This window comes from Glaciimonas sp. PAMC28666, assembly GCF_016917355.1.
In the GTDB taxonomy this organism is placed as follows: domain Bacteria; phylum Pseudomonadota; class Gammaproteobacteria; order Burkholderiales; family Burkholderiaceae_D; genus Glaciimonas.
In genome coordinates, this window is sequence record NZ_CP070304.1 from 1,816,520 (window position 1) to 1,835,981 (window position 19,462).

17 protein-coding genes and 1 pseudogene are annotated in these 19,462 nt (G+C 53.4%); 6 read left to right on the forward strand and 12 right to left on the reverse strand.

The window, feature by feature from the left end:
- Positions 1-137: 137 nt before the first annotated feature.
- The 8 genes and pseudogenes from metH to rocD all read right to left on the reverse strand — a co-directional run bounded on the left by metH (position 138) and on the right by rocD (position 10,823).
- Positions 138-3,920 (reverse strand): methionine synthase, encoded by a 3,783-nt coding sequence (gene metH / locus JQN73_RS07730; protein ID WP_370551330.1) that lies wholly within the window; start codon positions 3,918-3,920, stop codon positions 138-140.
- Between the two features lie 215 nt (positions 3,921-4,135).
- Complete coding sequence (locus JQN73_RS07735) at positions 4,136-4,837, reverse strand: glycosyltransferase family 2 protein (RefSeq protein ID WP_205322506.1); 702 nt, start codon at positions 4,835-4,837, stop codon at positions 4,136-4,138.
- Between the two features lie 23 nt (positions 4,838-4,860).
- Positions 4,861-5,448 (reverse strand): bifunctional 2-polyprenyl-6-hydroxyphenol methylase/3-demethylubiquinol 3-O-methyltransferase UbiG, encoded by a 588-nt coding sequence (locus JQN73_RS07740; protein WP_205322507.1) that lies wholly within the window; start codon positions 5,446-5,448, stop codon positions 4,861-4,863.
- The gene (locus tag JQN73_RS07745; protein ID WP_205322508.1) at positions 5,448-6,239 is read right to left on the reverse strand and encodes a PIG-L deacetylase family protein; all 792 of its coding nucleotides are present in this window, start codon (positions 6,237-6,239) and stop codon (positions 5,448-5,450) included. The genes JQN73_RS07740 and JQN73_RS07745 overlap by 1 nt, the downstream gene beginning before the upstream one ends.
- A complete protein-coding gene (locus tag JQN73_RS07750) occupies positions 6,227-7,282 on the reverse strand; it encodes an acyl-CoA dehydrogenase family protein (protein ID WP_205322509.1) in 1,056 nt (351 codons plus the stop codon). The genes JQN73_RS07745 and JQN73_RS07750 overlap by 13 nt, the downstream gene beginning before the upstream one ends.
- 372 nt (positions 7,283-7,654) lie before the next feature.
- A pseudogene (locus JQN73_RS07755) lies at positions 7,655-8,355 on the reverse strand (SDR family oxidoreductase).
- A gap of 273 nt (positions 8,356-8,628) precedes the next feature.
- Positions 8,629-9,591 (reverse strand): dimethylarginine dimethylaminohydrolase family protein, encoded by a 963-nt coding sequence (locus JQN73_RS07760; protein ID WP_240162469.1) that lies wholly within the window; start codon positions 9,589-9,591, stop codon positions 8,629-8,631.
- The gene (gene rocD / locus JQN73_RS07765) at positions 9,588-10,823 is read right to left on the reverse strand and encodes an ornithine--oxo-acid transaminase (protein ID WP_205322510.1); all 1,236 of its coding nucleotides are present in this window, start codon (positions 10,821-10,823) and stop codon (positions 9,588-9,590) included. The genes JQN73_RS07760 and rocD overlap by 4 nt, the downstream gene beginning before the upstream one ends.
- 118 nt (positions 10,824-10,941) lie before the next feature.
- Between rocD and JQN73_RS07770 the strand changes: the two genes are divergently transcribed.
- Positions 10,942-11,403, forward strand: coding sequence for an Lrp/AsnC family transcriptional regulator (locus JQN73_RS07770; RefSeq protein WP_205322511.1), 462 nt, complete (start codon positions 10,942-10,944; stop codon positions 11,401-11,403).
- 387 nt (positions 11,404-11,790) lie between these two features.
- Complete coding sequence (locus JQN73_RS07775; protein WP_205322512.1) at positions 11,791-12,189, forward strand: 4-oxalocrotonate tautomerase family protein; 399 nt, start codon at positions 11,791-11,793, stop codon at positions 12,187-12,189.
- Positions 12,190-12,273: 84 nt separating this feature from the next.
- On the opposite strand, the gene JQN73_RS07780 is transcribed toward JQN73_RS07775, so the two are convergent.
- Positions 12,274-13,440, reverse strand: a complete 1,167-nt coding sequence (locus JQN73_RS07780) for a mandelate racemase/muconate lactonizing enzyme family protein (RefSeq protein WP_205322513.1) — start codon at positions 13,438-13,440, stop codon at positions 12,274-12,276.
- Positions 13,441-13,602: 162 nt separating this feature from the next.
- Between JQN73_RS07780 and JQN73_RS07785 the strand changes: the two genes are divergently transcribed.
- Positions 13,603-14,499, forward strand: a complete 897-nt coding sequence (locus JQN73_RS07785) for a LysR substrate-binding domain-containing protein (protein ID WP_205322514.1) — start codon at positions 13,603-13,605, stop codon at positions 14,497-14,499.
- Between the two features lie 48 nt (positions 14,500-14,547).
- On the opposite strand, the gene JQN73_RS07790 is transcribed toward JQN73_RS07785, so the two are convergent.
- Both JQN73_RS07790 and JQN73_RS07795 read right to left on the reverse strand, forming a co-directional pair.
- A complete protein-coding gene (locus JQN73_RS07790) occupies positions 14,548-15,450 on the reverse strand; it encodes a LysR family transcriptional regulator (protein ID WP_205322515.1) in 903 nt (300 codons plus the stop codon).
- Positions 15,451-15,503: 53 nt separating this feature from the next.
- A complete protein-coding gene (locus tag JQN73_RS07795) occupies positions 15,504-15,929 on the reverse strand; it encodes a helix-turn-helix domain-containing protein (protein WP_205322516.1) in 426 nt (141 codons plus the stop codon).
- 130 nt (positions 15,930-16,059) lie between these two features.
- Between JQN73_RS07795 and JQN73_RS07800 the strand changes: the two genes are divergently transcribed.
- Together JQN73_RS07800 and JQN73_RS07805 are read left to right on the forward strand one after the other, a co-directional pair.
- Positions 16,060-16,671: an NAD(P)-dependent oxidoreductase gene (locus JQN73_RS07800; protein ID WP_205322517.1), complete on the forward strand. Its 612-nt coding sequence runs from the start codon at positions 16,060-16,062 to the stop codon at positions 16,669-16,671.
- A 229-nt stretch (positions 16,672-16,900) separates the two neighbouring features.
- Positions 16,901-17,668, forward strand: a complete 768-nt coding sequence (locus tag JQN73_RS07805) for a class II glutamine amidotransferase (protein WP_205322518.1) — start codon at positions 16,901-16,903, stop codon at positions 17,666-17,668.
- A 156-nt stretch (positions 17,669-17,824) separates the two neighbouring features.
- Here JQN73_RS07805 and JQN73_RS07810 read toward each other — a convergent pair whose 3' ends face one another.
- Positions 17,825-18,598: an exodeoxyribonuclease III gene (locus JQN73_RS07810; protein WP_205322519.1), complete on the reverse strand. Its 774-nt coding sequence runs from the start codon at positions 18,596-18,598 to the stop codon at positions 17,825-17,827.
- Between the two features lie 226 nt (positions 18,599-18,824).
- Between JQN73_RS07810 and JQN73_RS07815 the strand changes: the two genes are divergently transcribed.
- Positions 18,825-19,421, forward strand: a complete 597-nt coding sequence (locus JQN73_RS07815) for a YigZ family protein (protein ID WP_205322520.1) — start codon at positions 18,825-18,827, stop codon at positions 19,419-19,421.
- Positions 19,422-19,462: the final 41 nt, after the last annotated feature.

The following is a 19,462-nucleotide window of genomic DNA, read 5'->3' on the forward strand; positions in this document are numbered from 1 at the left end:
CGGCCGCTAAACGCTGGCGAAGTAGTCAGATAAAACGGATGCAAGAATGCGTTTCGAGCAAAACGAAGATAGTAATTTTAGCGAGCACCAACCACCGATTTACCGATAGCGGGTGCCCTTTTCCACAGCCAATATTTTTACAAATTCGGGGCCATCCAGCGTTCGATTTCTTCCTTCGGCACGTCGCGTCGTTTAGCCATATCGTTGACCTGATCGTCACCGATTTTACCGACGACAAAATATTTCGATTCGGGATGCGCCATGTAGAAACCCGATACAGCCGCACCGGGAAACATGGCGTAGGATTCGGTGAGCAGCATGCCAATTTCTTCGCATTGCAATACCTTGAACATGGCGGCTTTGACGGTGTGTTCCGGGCATGCCGGATAGCCGGGAGCAGGTCGAATGCCGCTGTAGGATTCTTTGATCAGCGCTTCGCTTGAGAGCGCTTCGGTCGGCGCATAGCCCCACAAATCTTTGCGCACGCGTTCGTGTAAATATTCTGCGAAAGCTTCCGCCAGACGATCCGCTAACGACTTCAACATAATCGAAGAATAATCGTCGTGCGCATCTTCAAAACGCTTCTCGTATTTCTCAATACCAAGACCTGCGGTGACCGCAAACAGGCCGATATAATCGGCGATGCCGGAGGATTTGGGTGCGATGAAATCGGACAAACATTGATTCGGGCGCGCTATGCCATCAATGACCGGTTTGACGGTCTGCTGGCGTGCGCCGTAATAAGTGAAGGCGACCTGTGTGCGGGTGTCGTCGGTATAGACTTCGATGTCGTCGTCGTTGACCGTATTCGCGGGTAACAACGCGATCACACCGTTTGCTGTGAGCCAGCGACCATCGATGACTTTCTTGAGCAACGCCTGACCTTCTTCGAAGACTTTGCTGGCTGCATCACCCACCACTTCGTCCGTCAGTATGGCAGGATACGGTCCCGCCAGATCCCAGGTCTGGAAGAACGGACCCCAATCGATATAGCGGGCAAGCGTTGCCAGATCGACGTTCTTGAAGAGGCGACGACCGATAAATTTGGGCTTCACGGGCGCAAATTCCAGCTTGGTACGGTTGGCCCGGGCGTCGGCCAATTTCAACATCGGTACGGCTTTTTTGTTTGCATGCTGAACCCGAATCCGCTCGTAATCAACGGCGATTTCGGCGACGTATTGATCCCGCTGTTCTGGCGTGAGCAGCGATTGCGCTACCGATACGGAGCGCGAGGCATCGGGCACGTAGACCACAGGGCCTTCGTAGTTCGGAGCGATTTTGACAGCAGTGTGGGCGCGGCTGGTGGTTGCACCGCCGATCAATAGCGGCATTTTTACACTACGGAAATAGGGGTCGCGCTGCATTTCTTTGGCGACGTAGGCCATCTCTTCGAGCGAAGGCGTGATCAAGCCGCTGAGGCCGATGATGTCGGCATTTTCGGCTTTTGCCATCGCCAGAATTTCAGAACATGGCACCATGACGCCCATGTTGACGACTTCAAAGTTATTACATTGCAGGACCACCGAAACGATATTTTTGCCGATGTCATGCACGTCACCCTTGACGGTGGCGATGACGATCTTTCCTTTTGGCTTGGCGGCGATACCGGTGCGTTCTTCATCGAGCCGTTTTTCTTCTTCGATGAAGGGAATCAGATGCGCAACTGCTTGCTTCATTACCCGGGCCGATTTAACGACTTGCGGCAGAAACATTTTGCCTTGACCGAACAGGTCACCGACCACGTTCATGCCGTCCATCAATGGCCCTTCGATGACATGAATCGGACGCCCGCCGTTATGCAGCAGTTCTTGTCGGGCTTCTTCAGTATCTTCGACGATCCAGTTGGTGATACCTTGCACCAGCGCATGCGACAACCGTTGCTGCACCGTGCCACCGCGCCATTCCAGGGTTTCTTCTTCCTTCTTTGCGCCAGCCTTTAAGGTTGAGGCGATCTCGATCATGCGTTCGGTGGCGTCATCGCGGCGATTCAACACAACGTCTTCGACCCGTTCGCGCAATTCGGCCGGCAAGCTGTCGTAGACGCCTACCATGCCGGCATTGACGATCCCCATGGTCATTCCGGCTTTGATCGCGTGGTACAGAAATACGGTGTGAATCGCTTCACGCGCAGGGTCGTTGCCGCGGAAGCTAAAACTGACATTCGAGACACCGCCGCTGATCTTTGCGTAGGGCAGATTCTGATGAATCCAGCGGGTGGCGTTGATGAAGTCGACGGCGTAGTTGTTGTGCTCTTCGATACCGGTCGCAATGGCGAAGATGTTCGGATCGAAAATGATGTCTTCGGCCGGAACGCCGACTTGATCCACCAGAATGTCGTAGGCGCGCTTGCAGATTTCAATTTTGCGTTCGTAGGTATCGGCCTGCCCTTTTTCATCGAAGGCCATGACGATGACGGCTGCGCCGTAACGACGGCATAAGGTGGCTTGACGAATAAATTCCGGCTCGCCTTCCTTCATCGAAATCGAATTGACGATAGCTTTGCCTTGCACGCATTTGAGACCGGCCTCGATCACTGACCACTTCGATGAATCGATCATGATCGGCACGCGGGCGATATCTGGCTCGGAGGCGATCAGATTCAGAAAGCGGGTCATTGCCGCTAACGAATCGAGCATCGCTTCGTCCATGTTGATATCGATAATCTGTGCGCCGTTTTCTACCTGTTGCCGCGCTACCGCGAGCGCTTCGTCATATTGTTCATTCAGAATCAAACGGGCGAACGCTTTCGAACCGGTGACGTTGGTCCGTTCACCGACGTTGACGAAAAGCGAGCTATCGTCAATGGTAAAAGGCTCAAGTCCGGACAAACGCATTTCATGCGTGGTCTCTGGCACTTGGCGCGGCGCAATGTTGGCGACAGTATCGGCAATCGCTTTGATATGGTCGGGCGTGGTGCCACAGCAACCGCCTGCGATGTTGACAAAGCCGCTTTCAGCAAAATCTTTTAGCAATGATGAGGTGACATCCGGGGTCTCGTCAAACCCGGTATCGCTCATTGGATTGGGCAATCCAGCGTTGGGGTAAATACAGACGAAGGTGTCGGCAATCTTTGACAATTCTTCGGCATAGGGCCGCATCAAAGCCGCGCCTAATGCGCAGTTGAGACCGACAGTCAGCGGATTGGCATGGCGAATCGAATTCCAGAAAGCCGGGACCGTCTGGCCCGACAAAATACGCCCCGATGCGTCGGTCACAGTCCCGGAAATCATAATCGGCAAACGCAGACCGGACTCTTCGAAGAAGGTATCAATCGCAAACAAGGCGGCTTTGCAATTGAGTGTGTCAAAAATGGTTTCGACCAACAATACATCTGCCCCGCCTTCGACCAGCGCCCGCGTTTGTTCGAGGTAGGCAGCAGCCAGTTGATCGAATGTGACATTACGCGCTGCCGGATCGTTGACATCGGGTGAAATTGAGGCAGTTTTGGGGGTCGGTCCCAGCGCGCCGGCGACAAACCGCGGTTTATCCGGCGTGGAATATTTATCGCAGGCGGCGCGTGCCAGACGGGCAGAAGCGACATTCATCTCATAGGCCAGATGCGCCATGTGATAGTCGTCTTGCGCAACCGTTGTGGCACCGAAGGTATTGGTTTCGATCAGATCGGCACCCGCGGCGAGATACTGTTCATGCACTTCGCTGATGATGTGCGGTTGGGTCAACGACAGTAACTCGTTGTTGCCTTTGACGAACAGTTCGCGCCCAGGTCCCTGAAAGCCGATAAAGCGTCCATCTGGACCGCCGCGATAGTCCTCTTCCGACAGCTTGTATTGCTGAATCATGGTCCCCATGGCGCCGTCCAGTATGAGGATACGCCGCGACAACAGTTGCCGCAAATGGGTTTCGGTCGGAGAGATTACTTTGACGTCGGGCTTCATCGGCTCACTTAGCGGCTTACTCATAGGCTTACTTTAGTCTTTGACATTAACTGGTATTGATCCGCAGTCAAAAAAATGCAAAAAACCCGGTCGCAGGCAGCGCCGGGTCAGACTTACGGTGGATATTGGAAATTATACGTTAAATCAAAGGGTTAAGTGCTTTGAAAGGAACAACCCGTCGTTCTGCGCACACATCGTGCATCTGCCTCAAACGGTACGGCGACCCGGCGAACCGGCAGTCAGGCGGTCCGGCGCCCCGCTACGACACCCAATAAAGTATCGGCGAATCCCCCGATGGCCCGGGCTTTTATACGGGCGCTGGTGATGACACGAGGCGCAGCGCTCCAGGCAAAGCGGGCGCCGATTTTTTCCAGCGCCGCCACCAGCGCCACATCTTCATGGCAAGCGAGCGGTGAAAACCCTCCCGCCTTGATATATAGCTCAGCGGAGACACCCAAATTTGCCCCATGAATATGCCGATGGCCGTCATTATCGTTGTAGGTCCGGGCGAAATGCTCACACAACATCGAAGCAAATTCCTTATGCGGCGACCAGTCATCCACCATGACTGAGCCGCAGACCACGTCAACGTTGAGATTGAGCTGGATCGACAGCCACGCTGGTGAGACCCGCGAATCAGCATCGGTGAAGGCGAGCCAGCGGGACGCACGTTCCAGCACATAGCGTGCTCCAGCGGCGCGGGCAATGCCGACATTACGGGCTTCGATTTCGATGCATTCGACAACGCAGCGTTGTCCCGCTGTGCGGGCGGCATATTGCTGCACGATATATTTTGTGCCATCGGAACAAGCGTCGAGCACCACGACGATGGTGGTCTCTTCGCCGCCAAGTAGAGGATCGGTGCCCGCATGGAGGAGCGTTGCCAGACAATGTCCGATCAGCTCTTCCTCATCGTGTGCAGGAACAACAATACCTATCATGCTTTTCTCCCTTCATGCGCAAATCACGCGCTGTTGGACCAGGCTTCGATCAAAATCTCCGCATCTTCGTAACGACATAGACTATGCAATGCCGGATCATCGTGAAAAGCGCCGTGAACCGCCTCGGTGGGCTGCGCACGGTCTTCAAACACGCCGCGCCAATGGCATAAAATAAGTGTTCCTCCTGGAGCAAGTGATACGACGGCTTTCGCCTGTAACTCCCTAAAGGCTGGTATAGCGAGATAATAGGCAATTTCGCTTATTAAAATCAGGTCGAATTGCTGCTGTGGCCACTGGCCAGGAAGTGCATGCTGCTCAACGCTGACACTGGCGTGCGGCGCTTCCTGCAATACCCGCTCTTTGGTCAACTGCACGGCGGTGGGCGCACCGTCGCTGGCAATCAGCTGGTCGCAGCGCTGCGCCAGCGCGACGGTCATCATTCCGTTTCCGCAGCCCGGTTCGTAAGCACTGCGGTAGCGGGGTTGCGGCAGGCAGGCCAGTGTCAGTGCGCGTTTGCGCTGCTCATACCAGCGCTGCTGCAGCTGCCAGGGATCGGCATCCTGTTGATATAAGCGCTCGAAATGCGCAATGTCGGAAAGGTTTTTCATCATCAGAGAAAATAAAATTCTTGCGGATGGAGCAATCTCTCAAGGACATGGATTGGTAGAATCGGCCCGGATCCGGTGGAATCGTCGCTTTCGAGCTGGCTGCGGTAACACCTGACGGCTGCCCTTTTGCGTTCGATCACCGGTTGGTCCAGCGCCAGACGGCGCATGCGATGCCAGGGAATACGCGGATCGCCGGGACGCGCCCAATGCCACATCCAGATAGGCAGTTCAATCAGACGTGCCCCGCAATGCAAGGCGGCGGCGACTGCAGCACGGTAAGTGGCCTCATGGTCGGGGTGTCCGTCATAGCGCCAGGTGCTAAAAATAACGTCGTCAGGTTGCGCCAGGCGCGCTATGAGGGCGGCGAGCGGCCTTTGATACCGCTTTACATTCCCGTCCTGAATCCTGGCACGGACCACTTTAATGTCGTCTACACTCAGTCTCTGCAGGGCTTCAGTTGTCTCAGCAGGTCGCACCCACGCCAAGCGTTCGGGGGACCAGATGCGCGATCCCGGGTGACTTGCGGAGCCGTCGGTTACCGCGATCAACGTGATCTCGTAATCGCCGGCTGCCAGCATTTGCAACAAACCGCCGCACCCGAGTACCTCGTCATCCGGATGCGGCGCGATAATCAATACACGAACACCTTGCGGGACCAACTCCGACAACGAAATATTGCGTACCTGTTGCAGTCCAGCCCAGCGCTGCCAGTCGGCGTCGGGGGTGCCGCGACCTTCGATGCGGGGCGCCACGTTGCCTGGTTGCGTAAGTTTTTTGGTATTCAAAGCGGCCATGGCTGGATCTTTCCGGCGATGACCTTTCCCAATTGCGCCAGATCACGTTCTGCGTGGCTTTGACGCAAGAAAACGGGCAAATCTGCTGCCATGCGGGCAAACTGGGCGTCACGGCACAGCGGTCCTGCACCCAGCGCCCGGGTGGCTGCGGCAAGGACCGCTGTTGCCGCGGCTTCCACTGCCAGGCGCGCCCGCAACGCCGGCAACATGCCATCAATCTCGGGGCGCCGATCGATGGCCTCGGCTGACTCTCGCATTACGGCTGCAGCAGCTGTCAGCGCAACGTCGATGCTCCCCAGATGGAGCAGACGATATGGGTCCGCCGCAACTGTAGGTGGCAACTGGCGTAGCTGTTGGTGGAGCGCGGCAGCCAGCGCCGACGCAGCGCCAAACCAACAAGCTGCGATACCAGCGCCGCCATGCCAAAATCCAGGCCGCCGCAGATACGCATGCGGCAACCCGATTTGTACCGCTTTTGCATTCTTGAACAGCGTGTCCACGCTAGCGCTATCGGCCATACCGACGGCGTGCCAACCGTCCGATGTGATGGTCACTCCGGGTTGGTCCAGTTGCACCGCGGCCAGACAGGGTTCGCTTGCAATGTTCCAGCAACTGACCAGCGCGTGACTGATGTCCTTTGCGCCCGAACACCAGGCTTTCCTGCCACTCAGGCGCACTTCGGTTGATGTTGTGTCCGCGCGTAAAAGGACGCGTGCGTCCGGCGGCTCTGCACACCAGGTTCCCCACACGCTGTTCTCCGGTGTCGCAAAGCCGCCTATTTCATGCAAAATGGCAAGCGCGTCGGTGTGGCCTTCATAGAGTTTAAGCAGACTAAGATTGTGCGCTGCGACTGCGGCCAATATTCTCCAGCGCGCGATTGTGTCACCCTGCCCCGGCATCGGTAATTGATCCAGCCCAGCGGCGATCAGCGCCTTTAACATAGTAGTTACATCGACGCTGGGCATTGCGCCGAAAAAATGGTTGATATCGTCGGGACTGACGACTTTATTGGTCGATAACGTATTTTCAATTTTCTGATCCATGGCTTGATTCCTATCAAGTCGAATGCAATGAAATTGCGTGGTTGCCACCACTGTAGTTTTGGAAAATACGCTGCAATAAACTCCATCGCGCATCAAAATAATTTCGCCGATGAAGGTAATGCCAGTGACACAATTCTATCGACTGTTGTCGAAAATGGAATCAGGTAATTTCCCGTTTGCTCGTAGGAGATCAGGAAGGGATGCGTATCAGCGTTGATTGTCGCGGCCACACCTGTTTCAAGTGTGTTAGCGCGCTATCTACTAATAGCCGAAGGGAAAAATAATTTGATCAAGCCAGCCTGAAGCGGGCTGGCCTGTTGTGCGCTGTGTTGCGTTGCTTTACTTTACGTTGTGTATTGGCGAATCCGGTATTTAACGCTGGAGAGGTGCCAGATAGATGCCGCTTGAGAGACCTTGCTTAACGCTGCGAGTGATGTCATCTGCCAGTACCTCGTCCAGACCAGCTTCCAGACCATCCAGCGTTTGCACCGCAACCTGCTGCGGGCTTACCTTAGGAAAATCCAGACCATCAGTCATATCGGTATCCATGAAGCCGACGTGCAAACCCAATACCTGCGTACCGTGAGCGCGCACGTACGTACGCAAGCCGTTGGTGAAGCCCCACACAGCAGACTTCGACGCCGCATATAGTGACAATTCCGGCGCGTTAACCCAGCTTGCCACCGATAGGATGTTGATGATGGCACCACCGTGGTTGTTGGCCAAAACAGGAGTAAATGCCTGGCACATGCGGATCGGGCCCAGATAGTTTGCATCCATAATCTCACGCGCGGTGTCGATGGCGGCTGGATCGAGATAACTGACAAACCTGGCGATGCCGGCATTATTAATCAACAATGTGACATCGCCACATTGCGCAGCCGCCGCCGCGACCTCTTCTGCATTGGTCACATCGAGCTTGACGGCGATTACACCCGGCAGATTGATGCTGGCCGGACGCGCACGCCAGCGTAGACTTTGCTGGCACCACGCGCCAGCAATTCATGGACAAGGGCGAGTCCCAACCCACGATTGGCACCAGTGACAAAGGCAACTGAGTCTTTGATTTTCATGATCGGATTCCTGATGTTTCAGTTGAGGGGTAGGCAACGCGCCCACGAATTTTGGACATTGTTTGCAATTTGCTTGCGGCATGTTGTTACTGTACGATAGCAACTATCATAATGCAAGTTAATAGGTAGAATTTTCCCGTATGTTGGAATTTGACAAGAACTTGTAAGATTTGCCTGCTCTATGTCTGGCCCCCGAAGATAAAGCCTAAAGCGAAATCTAAAGCGAAGCGTTGGCGAGCGTAAATGCAGGGAACGAGAGAGCGAACGTTGAGGCTAACCGCAAATTGCTGGCTTCTCGGACGCCAAGGTCATTTGCTCCACCATCGAAACGGGTTCATTGAGCTTCAGAGTCAGACATTTAGCGGCACCGCCCGCTTTGAGAAACTCCGTGAGCGGCGTTTGATGCACCGTGTAGCCTCGCTGCACAAGCGATGAAACCAGCGCTTTTGAAGCACGGTTAAGGAAAATATGCGCACCGCAATTGACGCTATTGCAGGCAAAATCCAACGCGTCTTCTGCGCTGACGATGACGCGTCGATGGGCTGGTACACGGTCCGCAATGACCGCTTGCGAAGCGGCATCGAAAGCGTCAGGAAAATACATCACCTCGCCGCCCTCAAGTGGACAAAAGCACGTATCAAGATGATAAAACCGAGGGTCGACCAAACGCAATGGCTGCACTTCTACTTCGAGCATCCGTGCCAACGGTTCCGCGCAGGCCAGATCAGAGCGATGGCCGTGACCGAACCACATCAAGTCATCATGCCGATCCAGTAAAGCATCACCGGCTCCCTCAAATGGCAAATCCGGTGCCAGTTTCAATACTTCAAATCCGTGTGCGGTAAACCACTGTTCAAAATGGATTTCTTCGGCCTGACGTTCGACATGGCGAAATCTGGATAACACTACTTTGTTGCCGCGCACTACGCCACCATTGGCGGTAAATACCAAATCCGGCACGCCAACCTTAGCATTAATGCGCTGAACGTTGGCAATAGATGAGATTTCGCTGACCAGCACATTCCATTGTTGCTGAGCAATAGTGTGATCTGCATGCGCAACATTGCCAGCCATCCATGGATTAATGACATAGGAAACCTCAAAGTGGTCTGGCGCACACATGAGATATGTGGATTTTTTGATGCTGAAAGACGGCACAAAATTGTCCTTGGTCACTTCGCTGTTTCCCATATTGGCTTGCGCGAATTGATGCATGGCCCCTAAGGAATAGTTCATGCATAACTCCTTTCCGCTGGCGAGGCGAGTGTCGGTATTGCTGCGAACGCTTGCCGAATGATGTTCAATCCGGTATCAATTTCGCTTGCGCTGATCGTCAGCGGCGGCGCAAATCGCACCACTGTTTCGTGCGTATCTTTGGACAGCATGCCCAGTTCCAGTAATATTTCACAAAATGCGCGGGCCGAAATAATCGCAGGATCAAGTTCTACGCCAATCAGCAAGCCTTTACCACGCACAGCGCGAATTGCGGGATGCGACATTGCGCGCAAGCCACTTTGCAAACGATGTCCCATCCGGTCTGCCGCTGCGGCTAAGTGGTCATCGCGTAACAGCGACAGCGCGGCATGGCCGACGGCGGCGGCTAAAGGATTGCCGCCGAAAGTGCTGCCGTGGTCGCCGGGGGTAAATACGTTCATGACGTCTTCTCGGGCTAAAAATGCGGAGACTGGCAACAATCCCCCGCCTAACGCTTTACCCAAAATCAGACCATCCGGCACGACATTTTCATGGTCGCAAGCCAACAGCCTTCCCGTCCGACCCAGGCCAGTTTGCACCTCATCACAGATCAACAGGACGTTATGCCGTGTGCAAATTTCCCTACACGCAGCAAGATAGCCATCCGGCGGCACAATAATGCCCCCCTCCCCCTGAATGGGTTCGACCAAAAAAGCAGCTGTGCGGGGTGTGATCGCTGCCTCCAGCGCGGCTGCATCGCCAAAAGGTATCGAAACAAAGCCGGAGGCGAACGGACCGAAACCGTCGCGATATTGCTGCTCGGAGGAGAAACCGATGATGGTGGTGGTCCGACCCCCGAAGTTACCCTTGCAGACGATAATCTCGGCGCTGTTATCAGCAATTCCTTTGACCTTGTGGCCCCACTTGCGTGCAGCCTTGAGGGCGGTCTCGACCGCTTCTGCGCCACTGTTCATCGGCAATGCTTTAGGTTGTCCGGTCATTTCACAAAGAAGCTGTAAAAAAGCGCCGAGCTGATCGGTATAAAACGCACGGGAAGTCACGGCCAGTCGGTTTGCCTGACGGGTCAACGCTGCCACTAAAATGGGATTGCTGTGACCGAAGCTGACCGCAGAGTAGGCGGACATCATGTCAAGGTAATGTTTGCCGGTGTCATCCACCAGCCAGACCCCGCGCCCGCTGCTAAGGACGACAGGCAAAGGGGCATAATTGTGCGCGCAATAGCGATTTTCTAATGCGATGGCAGGATTTTTCATGGTGTTCTCCGGTCACTGTTTATAAATACATGATAAACACAACCGACAAAAATAAATGTGCATAATGAAGCATGGTTCTACACTTAAACGCACGATTCTTGCATGAATGAGGATAGTAATGGAAAATTTGGATAGATATGACCGGATTTTATTACGTGCATTGCAGGCCAATGGACGGGCCTCAAATGTTGAGCTCTCGGATCAGGTAAATCTATCGGCACCGCAATGCTATCGGCGCGTCCAGCGATTAGAGAAAGAGGGCATTATTCGCGGCTACGCGGCGCAAGTGGAACCGGCTGTAATCGGATTGGGGGTGACAGCTTTTGTCAGCCTGAACATCGCCCGTGAGCAATTCAAACAGGTCCGTAAGGTTGAAAAAGCAATTCGCGCATTTCCGGAAATTCTGGAGTGCTATACCATCTCCGGCGATTTTGATTACTTGCTCAAAGTGGTGGCGAGTGATCTCAAGTCATTGTCCGGATTTTTGACCGACCGCTTGATGCAGGTGCCGGGCGTTGCCGGGGTTAAATCGATGGTTTGCCTGGAGGAAATTAAGCCGCCCAGCCCGTTACCGGTTTGACACAATTCCATCTCAAAACCCGGTTGAATATTCGGGTTCGATTTCGACTATCAGTCGGGTCGAAATACCAACTCGCTTCGCTCATACATGTATTCCGACAAATCCCGACCGACAGCCAAAATAGTCGGCAACGCCTATGCCGGGGAAGGTCAACTTCCTGTTCAACTGCCACAGCCTTTCGGGTTGTTACCGATGGGTTATTACCGGTTGATAGCTTGAATCCGTGCAGTTTACACACAAAACATGTGCTCACGAACTACTTTGTTTTACGCTGTCGGTTCGCTAAAGTAGCGCTTCCAGCTCAGCAACAAGATTGGCCTGAGCGGACGACTGTTTTGTCGTGAGATGCATCAACCTGATTATTGCCATCATCCTGGAAAGCACATCATGCCCATATTGACCGTACTTTTATCAACCGCTCCGAACCCTGCCACCTCGGCCAATGTTGCGCAGGCGCTTTCGCAATTAACCGCCGAAATTTTGCATAAGAAACCGGCGCTTACTTCCATCGCCATCTCACATATTGATCCGGCTCATTGGTTCGTCGGCGGTGAAAGCTTGTCGATCCAGCAAAAAGTTAGCTTCTTTTTAGATATTCGGGTGACCGATGAGACCAATACCGCAGACGAAAAAGCCGCTTACATCGCCGCAGTGTTTAAATCAATGGGAAACCTGCTGGGCGAACTCCATCATGAAAGTTATGTGCACGTGCACGACGCACGCGCAGCGGCGTATGGTTATGGCGGGGTGACACAGCAACAGCGTGCGGTGATGGCGAGGTTATAGCAAAGCAGCGATATACCATGGAAACAAAAGACCGCAGAATCGTTTCGGTTTGCGGTCGTTTTTATGGTCGTTTTGCCTTCATCCTCATTCCATCAGCTTTTTCATCTCAGCGTAAAGATCGGCTTTGCCCTCGAACCCAATTCCCGGCAGTTCCGGCATGGTGATATAGCCGCCTTCGACTTTAACGCCATCCGGAAAACCGCCAAAAGGCTGAAACAGATCGGGATAGGACTCGTTGCCGCCCAAACCCAACCCTGCGGCAATGTTGAGCGACATCTGATGTCCACCATGCGGGATACAGCGTTTGGATGACCAACCGTGTTCATGCAGCATATCCAATGTCCTCAGATACTCAACCAGTCCGTAACTCAGCGCACAATCGAATTGCAGCCAGTCACGATCTGCGCGCATGCCGCCGTAGCGGATCAGGTTACGTGCATCCTGCATCGAAAACAAATTTTCGCCGGTTGCCATCGGATTCTTATAGTAGTTGCGCAGCGTCGCTTGCAGTTCGAAGTCGAGCGGATCGCCTGCTTCTTCATACCAAAAAAGATCGTATTGAGACAGCGCTTTGGCGTAGGCGACGGCTGTATCAAGATCAAAGCGACCATTGGCATCGACCGCCAATTTTTGTCCATCCTGTAATACGCTCATGATCGAATCGATGCGACGCAAATCTTCGTCCAGCGATGCCCCGCCGATCTTCTTTTTAACGACGGTATAACCACGGTCAATATAACTGCGCATTTCGTCTTTGAGTTTGTCGTGACTCTGACCCGGATAATAATAGCCGCCCGCTGCATAAACAAAAATATTTTTATCAGGGGTGCCGTTACCGTAACGCTCCGCCAGCAGCTGAAACAACGGCTTGCCCTCAATTTTAGCCACCACGTCCCAGACCGCCATATCGATGGTACCGATTGCCACCGACCGCTCACCATGGCCGCCCGGTTTTTCGTTGGTGAACATGCAGTTCCAGATCTTGTGCGGATCAAAATTATTGCCACTCTCTGCGATCAGACTCTCCGGTGCAGCCTCAAGAAGACGCGGTATGAAGCGCTCACGCATGAGCTTGCCCTGACCGTAGCGGCCGTTAGAATTGAAGCCATAGCCGATCACCGGCTTTCCATCACGGATGACATCGGTCACCACCGCGACCAGACTTAACGTCATCTTGCTAAAGTCGATATAGGCATTGCGAATAGGGGAACTGATGGCGATGGTTTTTTCGCGGATTTCAACAATTTTCATGGTCTGCATTTCCTGATGGGCATTCGTTATTTAGCTGTCCGCAGCTGGCCGCTCTTGCGCCGCCGCTGTCATTGGCTTAAGTATCAAGCGATCCCAGCATACCAAGGACCAGGTAGCCTATAATTCACTTACATTAACACCACTATTCACCTTAGGTGAACAATGAAAATAGATGCCTCGTCGGAATTAGTCTTCTTCGTATTGCTGGCTAAACACGCCAACCTTTCCGCAACAGCGCGTGAACTCGACATCACACCGCCAGCCGTAACCAAACGCCTGGCGTTATTGGAGCTACGTCTGGGCGTGCGGCTGGTGAATCGCACCACGCGTCGGGTTAGCCTCACCAGCGAAGGAGAGATTTATCTTTCACATGCGACCCGGATTCTTGCCGAAATCCGCGAAATGGACGATCTGGTCGCCAGCAACCGCGCGGCACCTCGCGGATTACTGCGCGTGAATGCAACACTGGGATTCGGGCGCACCACTGTCGCGCCGTTGATGTCTGAGTTTGCACAACGTTATCCTGAGGTAGAAATTCAACTACAGCTGACAGACCGGCCTATTGATCTGGTCGATCAAGGTTTTGATCTGGCAATTCGCTTTGGCGCGTTACCCGATACCCGGCTTAGCGCACGCCGCATCATGTCGAATCAGCGCTTTTTGTGTGCGGCGCCGAGTTACCTGCGACAACACGGCGAGCCCCAGACCTTGGCCGATTTGTCAAAACACCGCTGCATTATTCATCGTCAGAACGATGACGCTTACGGTATCTGGCGCTTCACCCGAAATCGTAAAACCGAAGTGGTGAAGGTGCACGGGGCGCTCTCCAGCAACGACGGCGATATTGTGCTCGGATGGGCGCTTGACGGTCATGGTATTTTGATCCGGTCGGAGTGGGATCTGGCCAAATATCTTGAGAGCGGCCGACTTCAGCTGGTGCTGCCGGGGTTCACGTTACCCCCGGCGGACCTGTTTGCTTATTACCCGAGCCGCCATAATCTGTCAGCGCGGGTCAGAACGTTTATCGATTTTCTGGTGGTAAAAATCGGGCAATCGTAGATGGATAAAAGAGCGCTTCTCGCCGGGTGCTCAACCTGAGCAGCCTGATCAGCCCCAGCGTGGGGTCCGATACCACTCACTGGCAAAAGCAACAAAAGCCCGCACCTTTGGCGACATGTGGCGATTTTGTGGATATAGGACATACAACTCCCGCGGTCTCAAAGCAAATGTAGGCAATACCCGTACCAAAGCACCGCGCTGCAAATCTTCATGCACAATAAAAGACGCCGTAGCCGCGATACCTAAGCCAGCCAGCGCCGCCGACCGAAGTGCAATGCCGGTATTGGCTTGCAAATTTCCACGGACCACGACCGGATGCAAGGTTCCATCCGCGGCAGTAAAAATATAATCGTTTGGCTTCGAGGCCAGAGAATACGTCAGGCAATTATGTTCCTTCAAATCCCTCGGTTGTTGCGGGAGTCCATGTTGTCGTAAATAGTCTGGAGACGCTACCAGCAAGAGTTCGCTCTTTGCCAGACGTTTGGCGATGTAGGTAGAGTCATCCAGAGCATGCGCCAGACGCAGCGCAACATCGAAGCCCTCTTCAATCAGATCAACGTAACGGTCGTTGCACACCAGATCAACCCGTAACTCGGGGTTCTCTAAAATAAAGGCTGGTAACCAGCTTAACAGTTCCATGGTGCCAAAGGCTTGCGGCGCGTTGATCCGCAGAACACCGGAGGGACGCGCCTGATGGGACGCGATCGCCTGGGCCGCATCATCCACCTGATCGAGTATTTGTTTGCAGCGTTCGTAATACGCCTGCCCTGCCTCGGTAAGCGCGAAGCGACGCGTGGTGCGATTAAGCAATTGCGCGCTTAACAGGATTTCAAGCTGACGTATTTGCCGCGAAACGATCGTATGCGACTGGTTCAGCTCGGCCGCCGCTGCGGTGAAACTGCCAAACTCCACCACCCGCCGAAATGCGCGCATCGCTGCCAATTGATCCATGAGGCCTTGCTCCAAATCATTAAAATGTGACGTTATCAGACGCACCTGAACTGCTACTTCGGAAGACCATTATCGTACTGGCGCCGAGCACCGCGAATCTCCGTTTGATTACCGCCGGCCCAGTCGGCCAACACCTGCAGCGGTGTGCAAAGAGAATAGCCGAGCGGCGTCAGCGCATATTCGACCTGCGGCGGGGTGCTGGGAATCACTGTGCGCGAGATCAGACCATCGCGCTCCAGATGGCGCAACGTTACCGTTAACATGCGCTGCGAGATGTTATCAACCTGTCGTTTCAGGGCATTGAAGCGCGTCGGTTTTTTTTCCAGTGTGATCACCACCAGCACGCTCCAGGCGTCACCGATTCGATCCAGGACATCGCGAATCGGACAGGGGTGGTCTTCGCGCGCAGCGGGGCGCCCTTTGCCGCGTGGAATTGCTTGATCCAAGCCCTCAAAGGGCGATACTGCAGTTACGTCCATGTTCCTATCTCCCATTAAAGTGCCTTCTTGCGTTGCAGTTTCAATTAATTATACTGGTTACTTTTAATAACCACCTGGGATACGTATTGACCAACGTCAATCCGACTCCCATAACGAAAGGAAATCCATCATGAAGATTGCTATCATTGGCGTCACCGGCCGCGTCGGTTCACGCGTTGCCACCGAAGCGTTGCGGCGCGGACACACTGTGACGGGTATTGTGCGGTCGGTGGAAAAAATTAATACCATTGCAGGAGTTGCAGTTGTGCGAGGCGATGCCACCAAACCGGAACAACTTGCAAAACTGATCAAAGGGCACGATGCGGTTGTCAGCGCGGCTAATTTTCGCGTATTAACAGCGGCGCCTCTGGTGCAAGCGTTAAAGGAAGCGGGTCTTAAGCGCCTGATCGTAGTCGGCGGGGCTGCCAGTTTAGAAATCGCACTGGGCCTGATCTTGCTCGATAGCCCGGATTTTCCTGCAGAATACCGTGGAGAAGCCGTTCCGGGGACCCAGTTTCTGGCAGACCTCCGTGCAGAAACGACGCTTGAATGGACCTTTTTATCCCCATCCGCGCTGTTTGCGCCGGGCGAACGTACCGGCCAATTTCGCCTCGGTCACGACCAGTTACTCAGTGATGAAAAAGGCCTCAGCCATATTTCCATGGAAGACTACGCAATAGCGCTGGTGGACGAATTAGAGCATCCGCAACATATGCGTGAGCGCTTTACGGTCGGATACTGAAGCAGAGGAAAGGGATGTCGCTGTTGGAATAGCCTTCCATCGAAACAGGCCTGAATAGCCCGTAAAATTGCGCATAAAATCATGCTTCATATCAATGGTGACCACCGGTGATATTTCTTTTTTTTGGCATAACTTTCACGTGGTAACGTTATAGGCCTGTTTTTGCTTTGTTGAACCGCTGTAAGGCGGGCTTTATTCCTTTTTTTATTCCTTTTCTTGATCTGAAACCATGTGCCAGTTACTTGGAATGAATTGCAATGTTCCCACCGACATTGTATTTAGTTTTACCGGATTTTCGACCCGTGGCGGTCAGACCGACCATCATAGCGATGGCTGGGGAATTGCTTTTTTTGAAGGCAATGGCGTTCGCCATTTTGTTGATTACCAGGCCGCCGTTGCCTCCCCGGTGGCGGATTTAATCCGTCGCTGTCCGATTAAATCAAAAAACGTTATCGCGCATATTCGCAAGGCCACCCAGGGGCAAGTTGCGCTGGAAAACTGTCATCCGTTCGTGCGTGAACTTTGGGGCCGCTACTGGGTGTTCGCCCACAATGGTGATCTTAAAGCGTTTGCGCCCCAACTAAACGGTGCGTTTCGGCCAGTCGGCAATACCGATAGCGAATTGGCGTTTTGCTATATTTTGCAGGAGTTGAGATTACGTTTCGGCGAAAATTTGCCCTCCACCGCGCAATTAACGACGGCGTTGCAGGAGCTGACCACAGAGATTGCCGAGCACGGCACATTTAACATGATGCTGTCGGACGGGTCAGCCCTATTTGCCCATTGCTCCACCAATTTGTATTACATCATCCGGCAGTTTCCGTTTGCCGAAGCGAAGCTATCGGATGAAGACGTCACCGTGGATTTTTCTCAGGTGACCACGCCAAAAGATCGGGTCGCCGTGATCGTGACTTCTCCGTTGACGACGAATGAAGTTTGGATACAGTTTGGCGGAGGGGAATTGAAGGTCTTTGTCGACGGCGAAGTACAGATATAACTTTGTTTACGACATTTATGGGATTTAGGCGATTTAGGCGTAGTTGGTTTGATTTTAAATACCAAAGCGCGACATTGAACGATCAAACGCGATCAAACGCGATCAAACGTTCAAGAGAAAGTGGCGACATTGCGCCACTTTCCCTCGGCCGATGATTTATGCGTCTGCGTAATCAATGGTAAGCGGCGCGTGATCCGAAAACCGCTCGTCCTTATAAATCGCCACAGCGTGGGCTTTTGCGGCAATTCCTGGCGTCGAAATATGATAATCGATACGCCATCCAACGTTCTTGGCCCAAGCCTGACCGCGATTGCTCCACCAAGTGTATTGCTCAGCCCGGGAGTCGACGGTGCGAAACACGTCGACCAGGGCAACTTCTTCAAATAAATGGGTTAACCATGCGCGTTCTTCCGGCAAAAATCCGGAATTCTTCTTATTGCCTTTGAAGTTTTTTAAATCGATTTCATTGTGGGCAATATTCCAGTCGCCACAGATCACCACTTCCCGGCCACTCGCCTTGAGTTCTTGCAGATGCGGCAGAAAGCTTTCCATAAAGCGAAATTTTGCCAGTTGGCGTTCTTCCCCGGATGAGCCCGATGGACAATACAGTGAAATCACAGTCAGGTCGCCAAAGTCACACTCGACATAACGGCCTTCGGCATCAAACTCTGGGTTGCCAAATCCGATCCGGACTGCATTCGGCGGTCGTTTGCTGTACAGTCCGACGCCTGAATAACCTTTCTTTTCTGCGTAATGAAAATGCCCAACGTATCCTTCTGGGGCGAGCATCTCTGGCGACATGTCAGCGGCTTGGGCCTTCAATTCCTGCACGCAAATAAAGTCGGCAGATTGCTTGCTCATCCATTCAAAAAAACCTTTTTTAGTGGCGGAGCGGATTCCGTTGAGATTGGCAGAAATAATTCTAGGCATGGATAGGTCGACAATAAAGAAGGTAAGCAAGTACGTCTGAAGGGGATACGCAAGGACAAATGCGACAACAAACACCAATTATCGATTGCGCTCCGGAGGCGTTAGGATAACCTATCCGGCCTGGAGATCAAATGACGGCATGCGGTAAAGGGCTTATCAAAGCAATCCACCATTGCCCTCAGCTTTTCTTCCCTGCCACCCTATTCAAGTGGACAAGTGTAAGCCTATGGCATTTAGCTTAGCTCAACCGGCACATAGCAGAGTTGACATTAAGAAAAGCATCTTCATTGGTTTTGTGACCGCTGTTGCTGGTCGCCCCGAGGCCTTGATCGAAGTTGCCAGATTACGCAGCGAGCATCCGCAGGCTACCCATGTTTGCTGGGCACTGCTAGCGGGGGGCCACTCCGGCGCATCGGACGATGGCGAACCGGGAGGTACGGCCGGACTGCCGATGCTGAATGTCTTGCGTCATCAGGATCTTGAGCAGGTTCTTGCCATAGTGGTCCGCTACTATGGCGGCATCCGGCTAGGCGCGGGCGGGCTAGTGCGTGCTTACACTGACGCAGTGGCTCAAGCCTTATTAAGTGCAGAAAAAATCGAATTAGTGGTCACCACTACATTGTGCGCGGTTGTACCGTACGCTTTGGAAGGGCCTTTGCGTCGCTTGCTTCAGCAAAGCAACGCGGTATTAGGCGAGGTAACGCATGACGACGTCGTGAGCGTATGCTTTTCATTGCCGCTTGCGGCCGCCCACGGTTTACAGCGAGAGGCAAATGAGATCTGTCATGGCGCTTTGCAATGGCGCGATCAGAGCATCTTATGACAGTCAGACGCTCGCATCGGATGCACTTTCACTGCTGCGGT

Coding starts and splice junctions, on each gene's coding strand:
- metH (WP_370551330.1), bottom strand. CDS start 3,920: ATGAGTAAGCCGCTAAGTGAGCCGATGAAGCCCGACGTCAAAGTAATC.
- JQN73_RS07735 (WP_205322506.1), bottom strand. CDS start 4,837: ATGATAGGTATTGTTGTTCCTGCACACGATGAGGAAGAGCTGATCGGA.
- JQN73_RS07740 (WP_205322507.1), bottom strand. CDS start 5,448: ATGATGAAAAACCTTTCCGACATTGCGCATTTCGAGCGCTTATATCAA.
- JQN73_RS07745 (WP_205322508.1), bottom strand. CDS start 6,239: ATGGCCGCTTTGAATACCAAAAAACTTACGCAACCAGGCAACGTGGCG.
- JQN73_RS07750 (WP_205322509.1), bottom strand. CDS start 7,282: ATGGATCAGAAAATTGAAAATACGTTATCGACCAATAAAGTCGTCAGT.
- JQN73_RS07760 (WP_240162469.1), bottom strand. CDS start 9,591: ATGAACTATTCCTTAGGGGCCATGCATCAATTCGCGCAAGCCAATATG.
- rocD (WP_205322510.1), bottom strand. CDS start 10,823: ATGAAAAATCCTGCCATCGCATTAGAAAATCGCTATTGCGCGCACAAT.
- JQN73_RS07770 (WP_205322511.1), top strand. CDS start 10,942: ATGGAAAATTTGGATAGATATGACCGGATTTTATTACGTGCATTGCAG.
- JQN73_RS07775 (WP_205322512.1), top strand. CDS start 11,791: ATGCCCATATTGACCGTACTTTTATCAACCGCTCCGAACCCTGCCACC.
- JQN73_RS07780 (WP_205322513.1), bottom strand. CDS start 13,440: ATGAAAATTGTTGAAATCCGCGAAAAAACCATCGCCATCAGTTCCCCT.
- JQN73_RS07785 (WP_205322514.1), top strand. CDS start 13,603: ATGAAAATAGATGCCTCGTCGGAATTAGTCTTCTTCGTATTGCTGGCT.
- JQN73_RS07790 (WP_205322515.1), bottom strand. CDS start 15,450: ATGGATCAATTGGCAGCGATGCGCGCATTTCGGCGGGTGGTGGAGTTT.
- JQN73_RS07795 (WP_205322516.1), bottom strand. CDS start 15,929: ATGGACGTAACTGCAGTATCGCCCTTTGAGGGCTTGGATCAAGCAATT.
- JQN73_RS07800 (WP_205322517.1), top strand. CDS start 16,060: ATGAAGATTGCTATCATTGGCGTCACCGGCCGCGTCGGTTCACGCGTT.
- JQN73_RS07805 (WP_205322518.1), top strand. CDS start 16,901: ATGTGCCAGTTACTTGGAATGAATTGCAATGTTCCCACCGACATTGTA.
- JQN73_RS07810 (WP_205322519.1), bottom strand. CDS start 18,598: ATGCCTAGAATTATTTCTGCCAATCTCAACGGAATCCGCTCCGCCACT.
- JQN73_RS07815 (WP_205322520.1), top strand. CDS start 18,825: ATGGCATTTAGCTTAGCTCAACCGGCACATAGCAGAGTTGACATTAAG.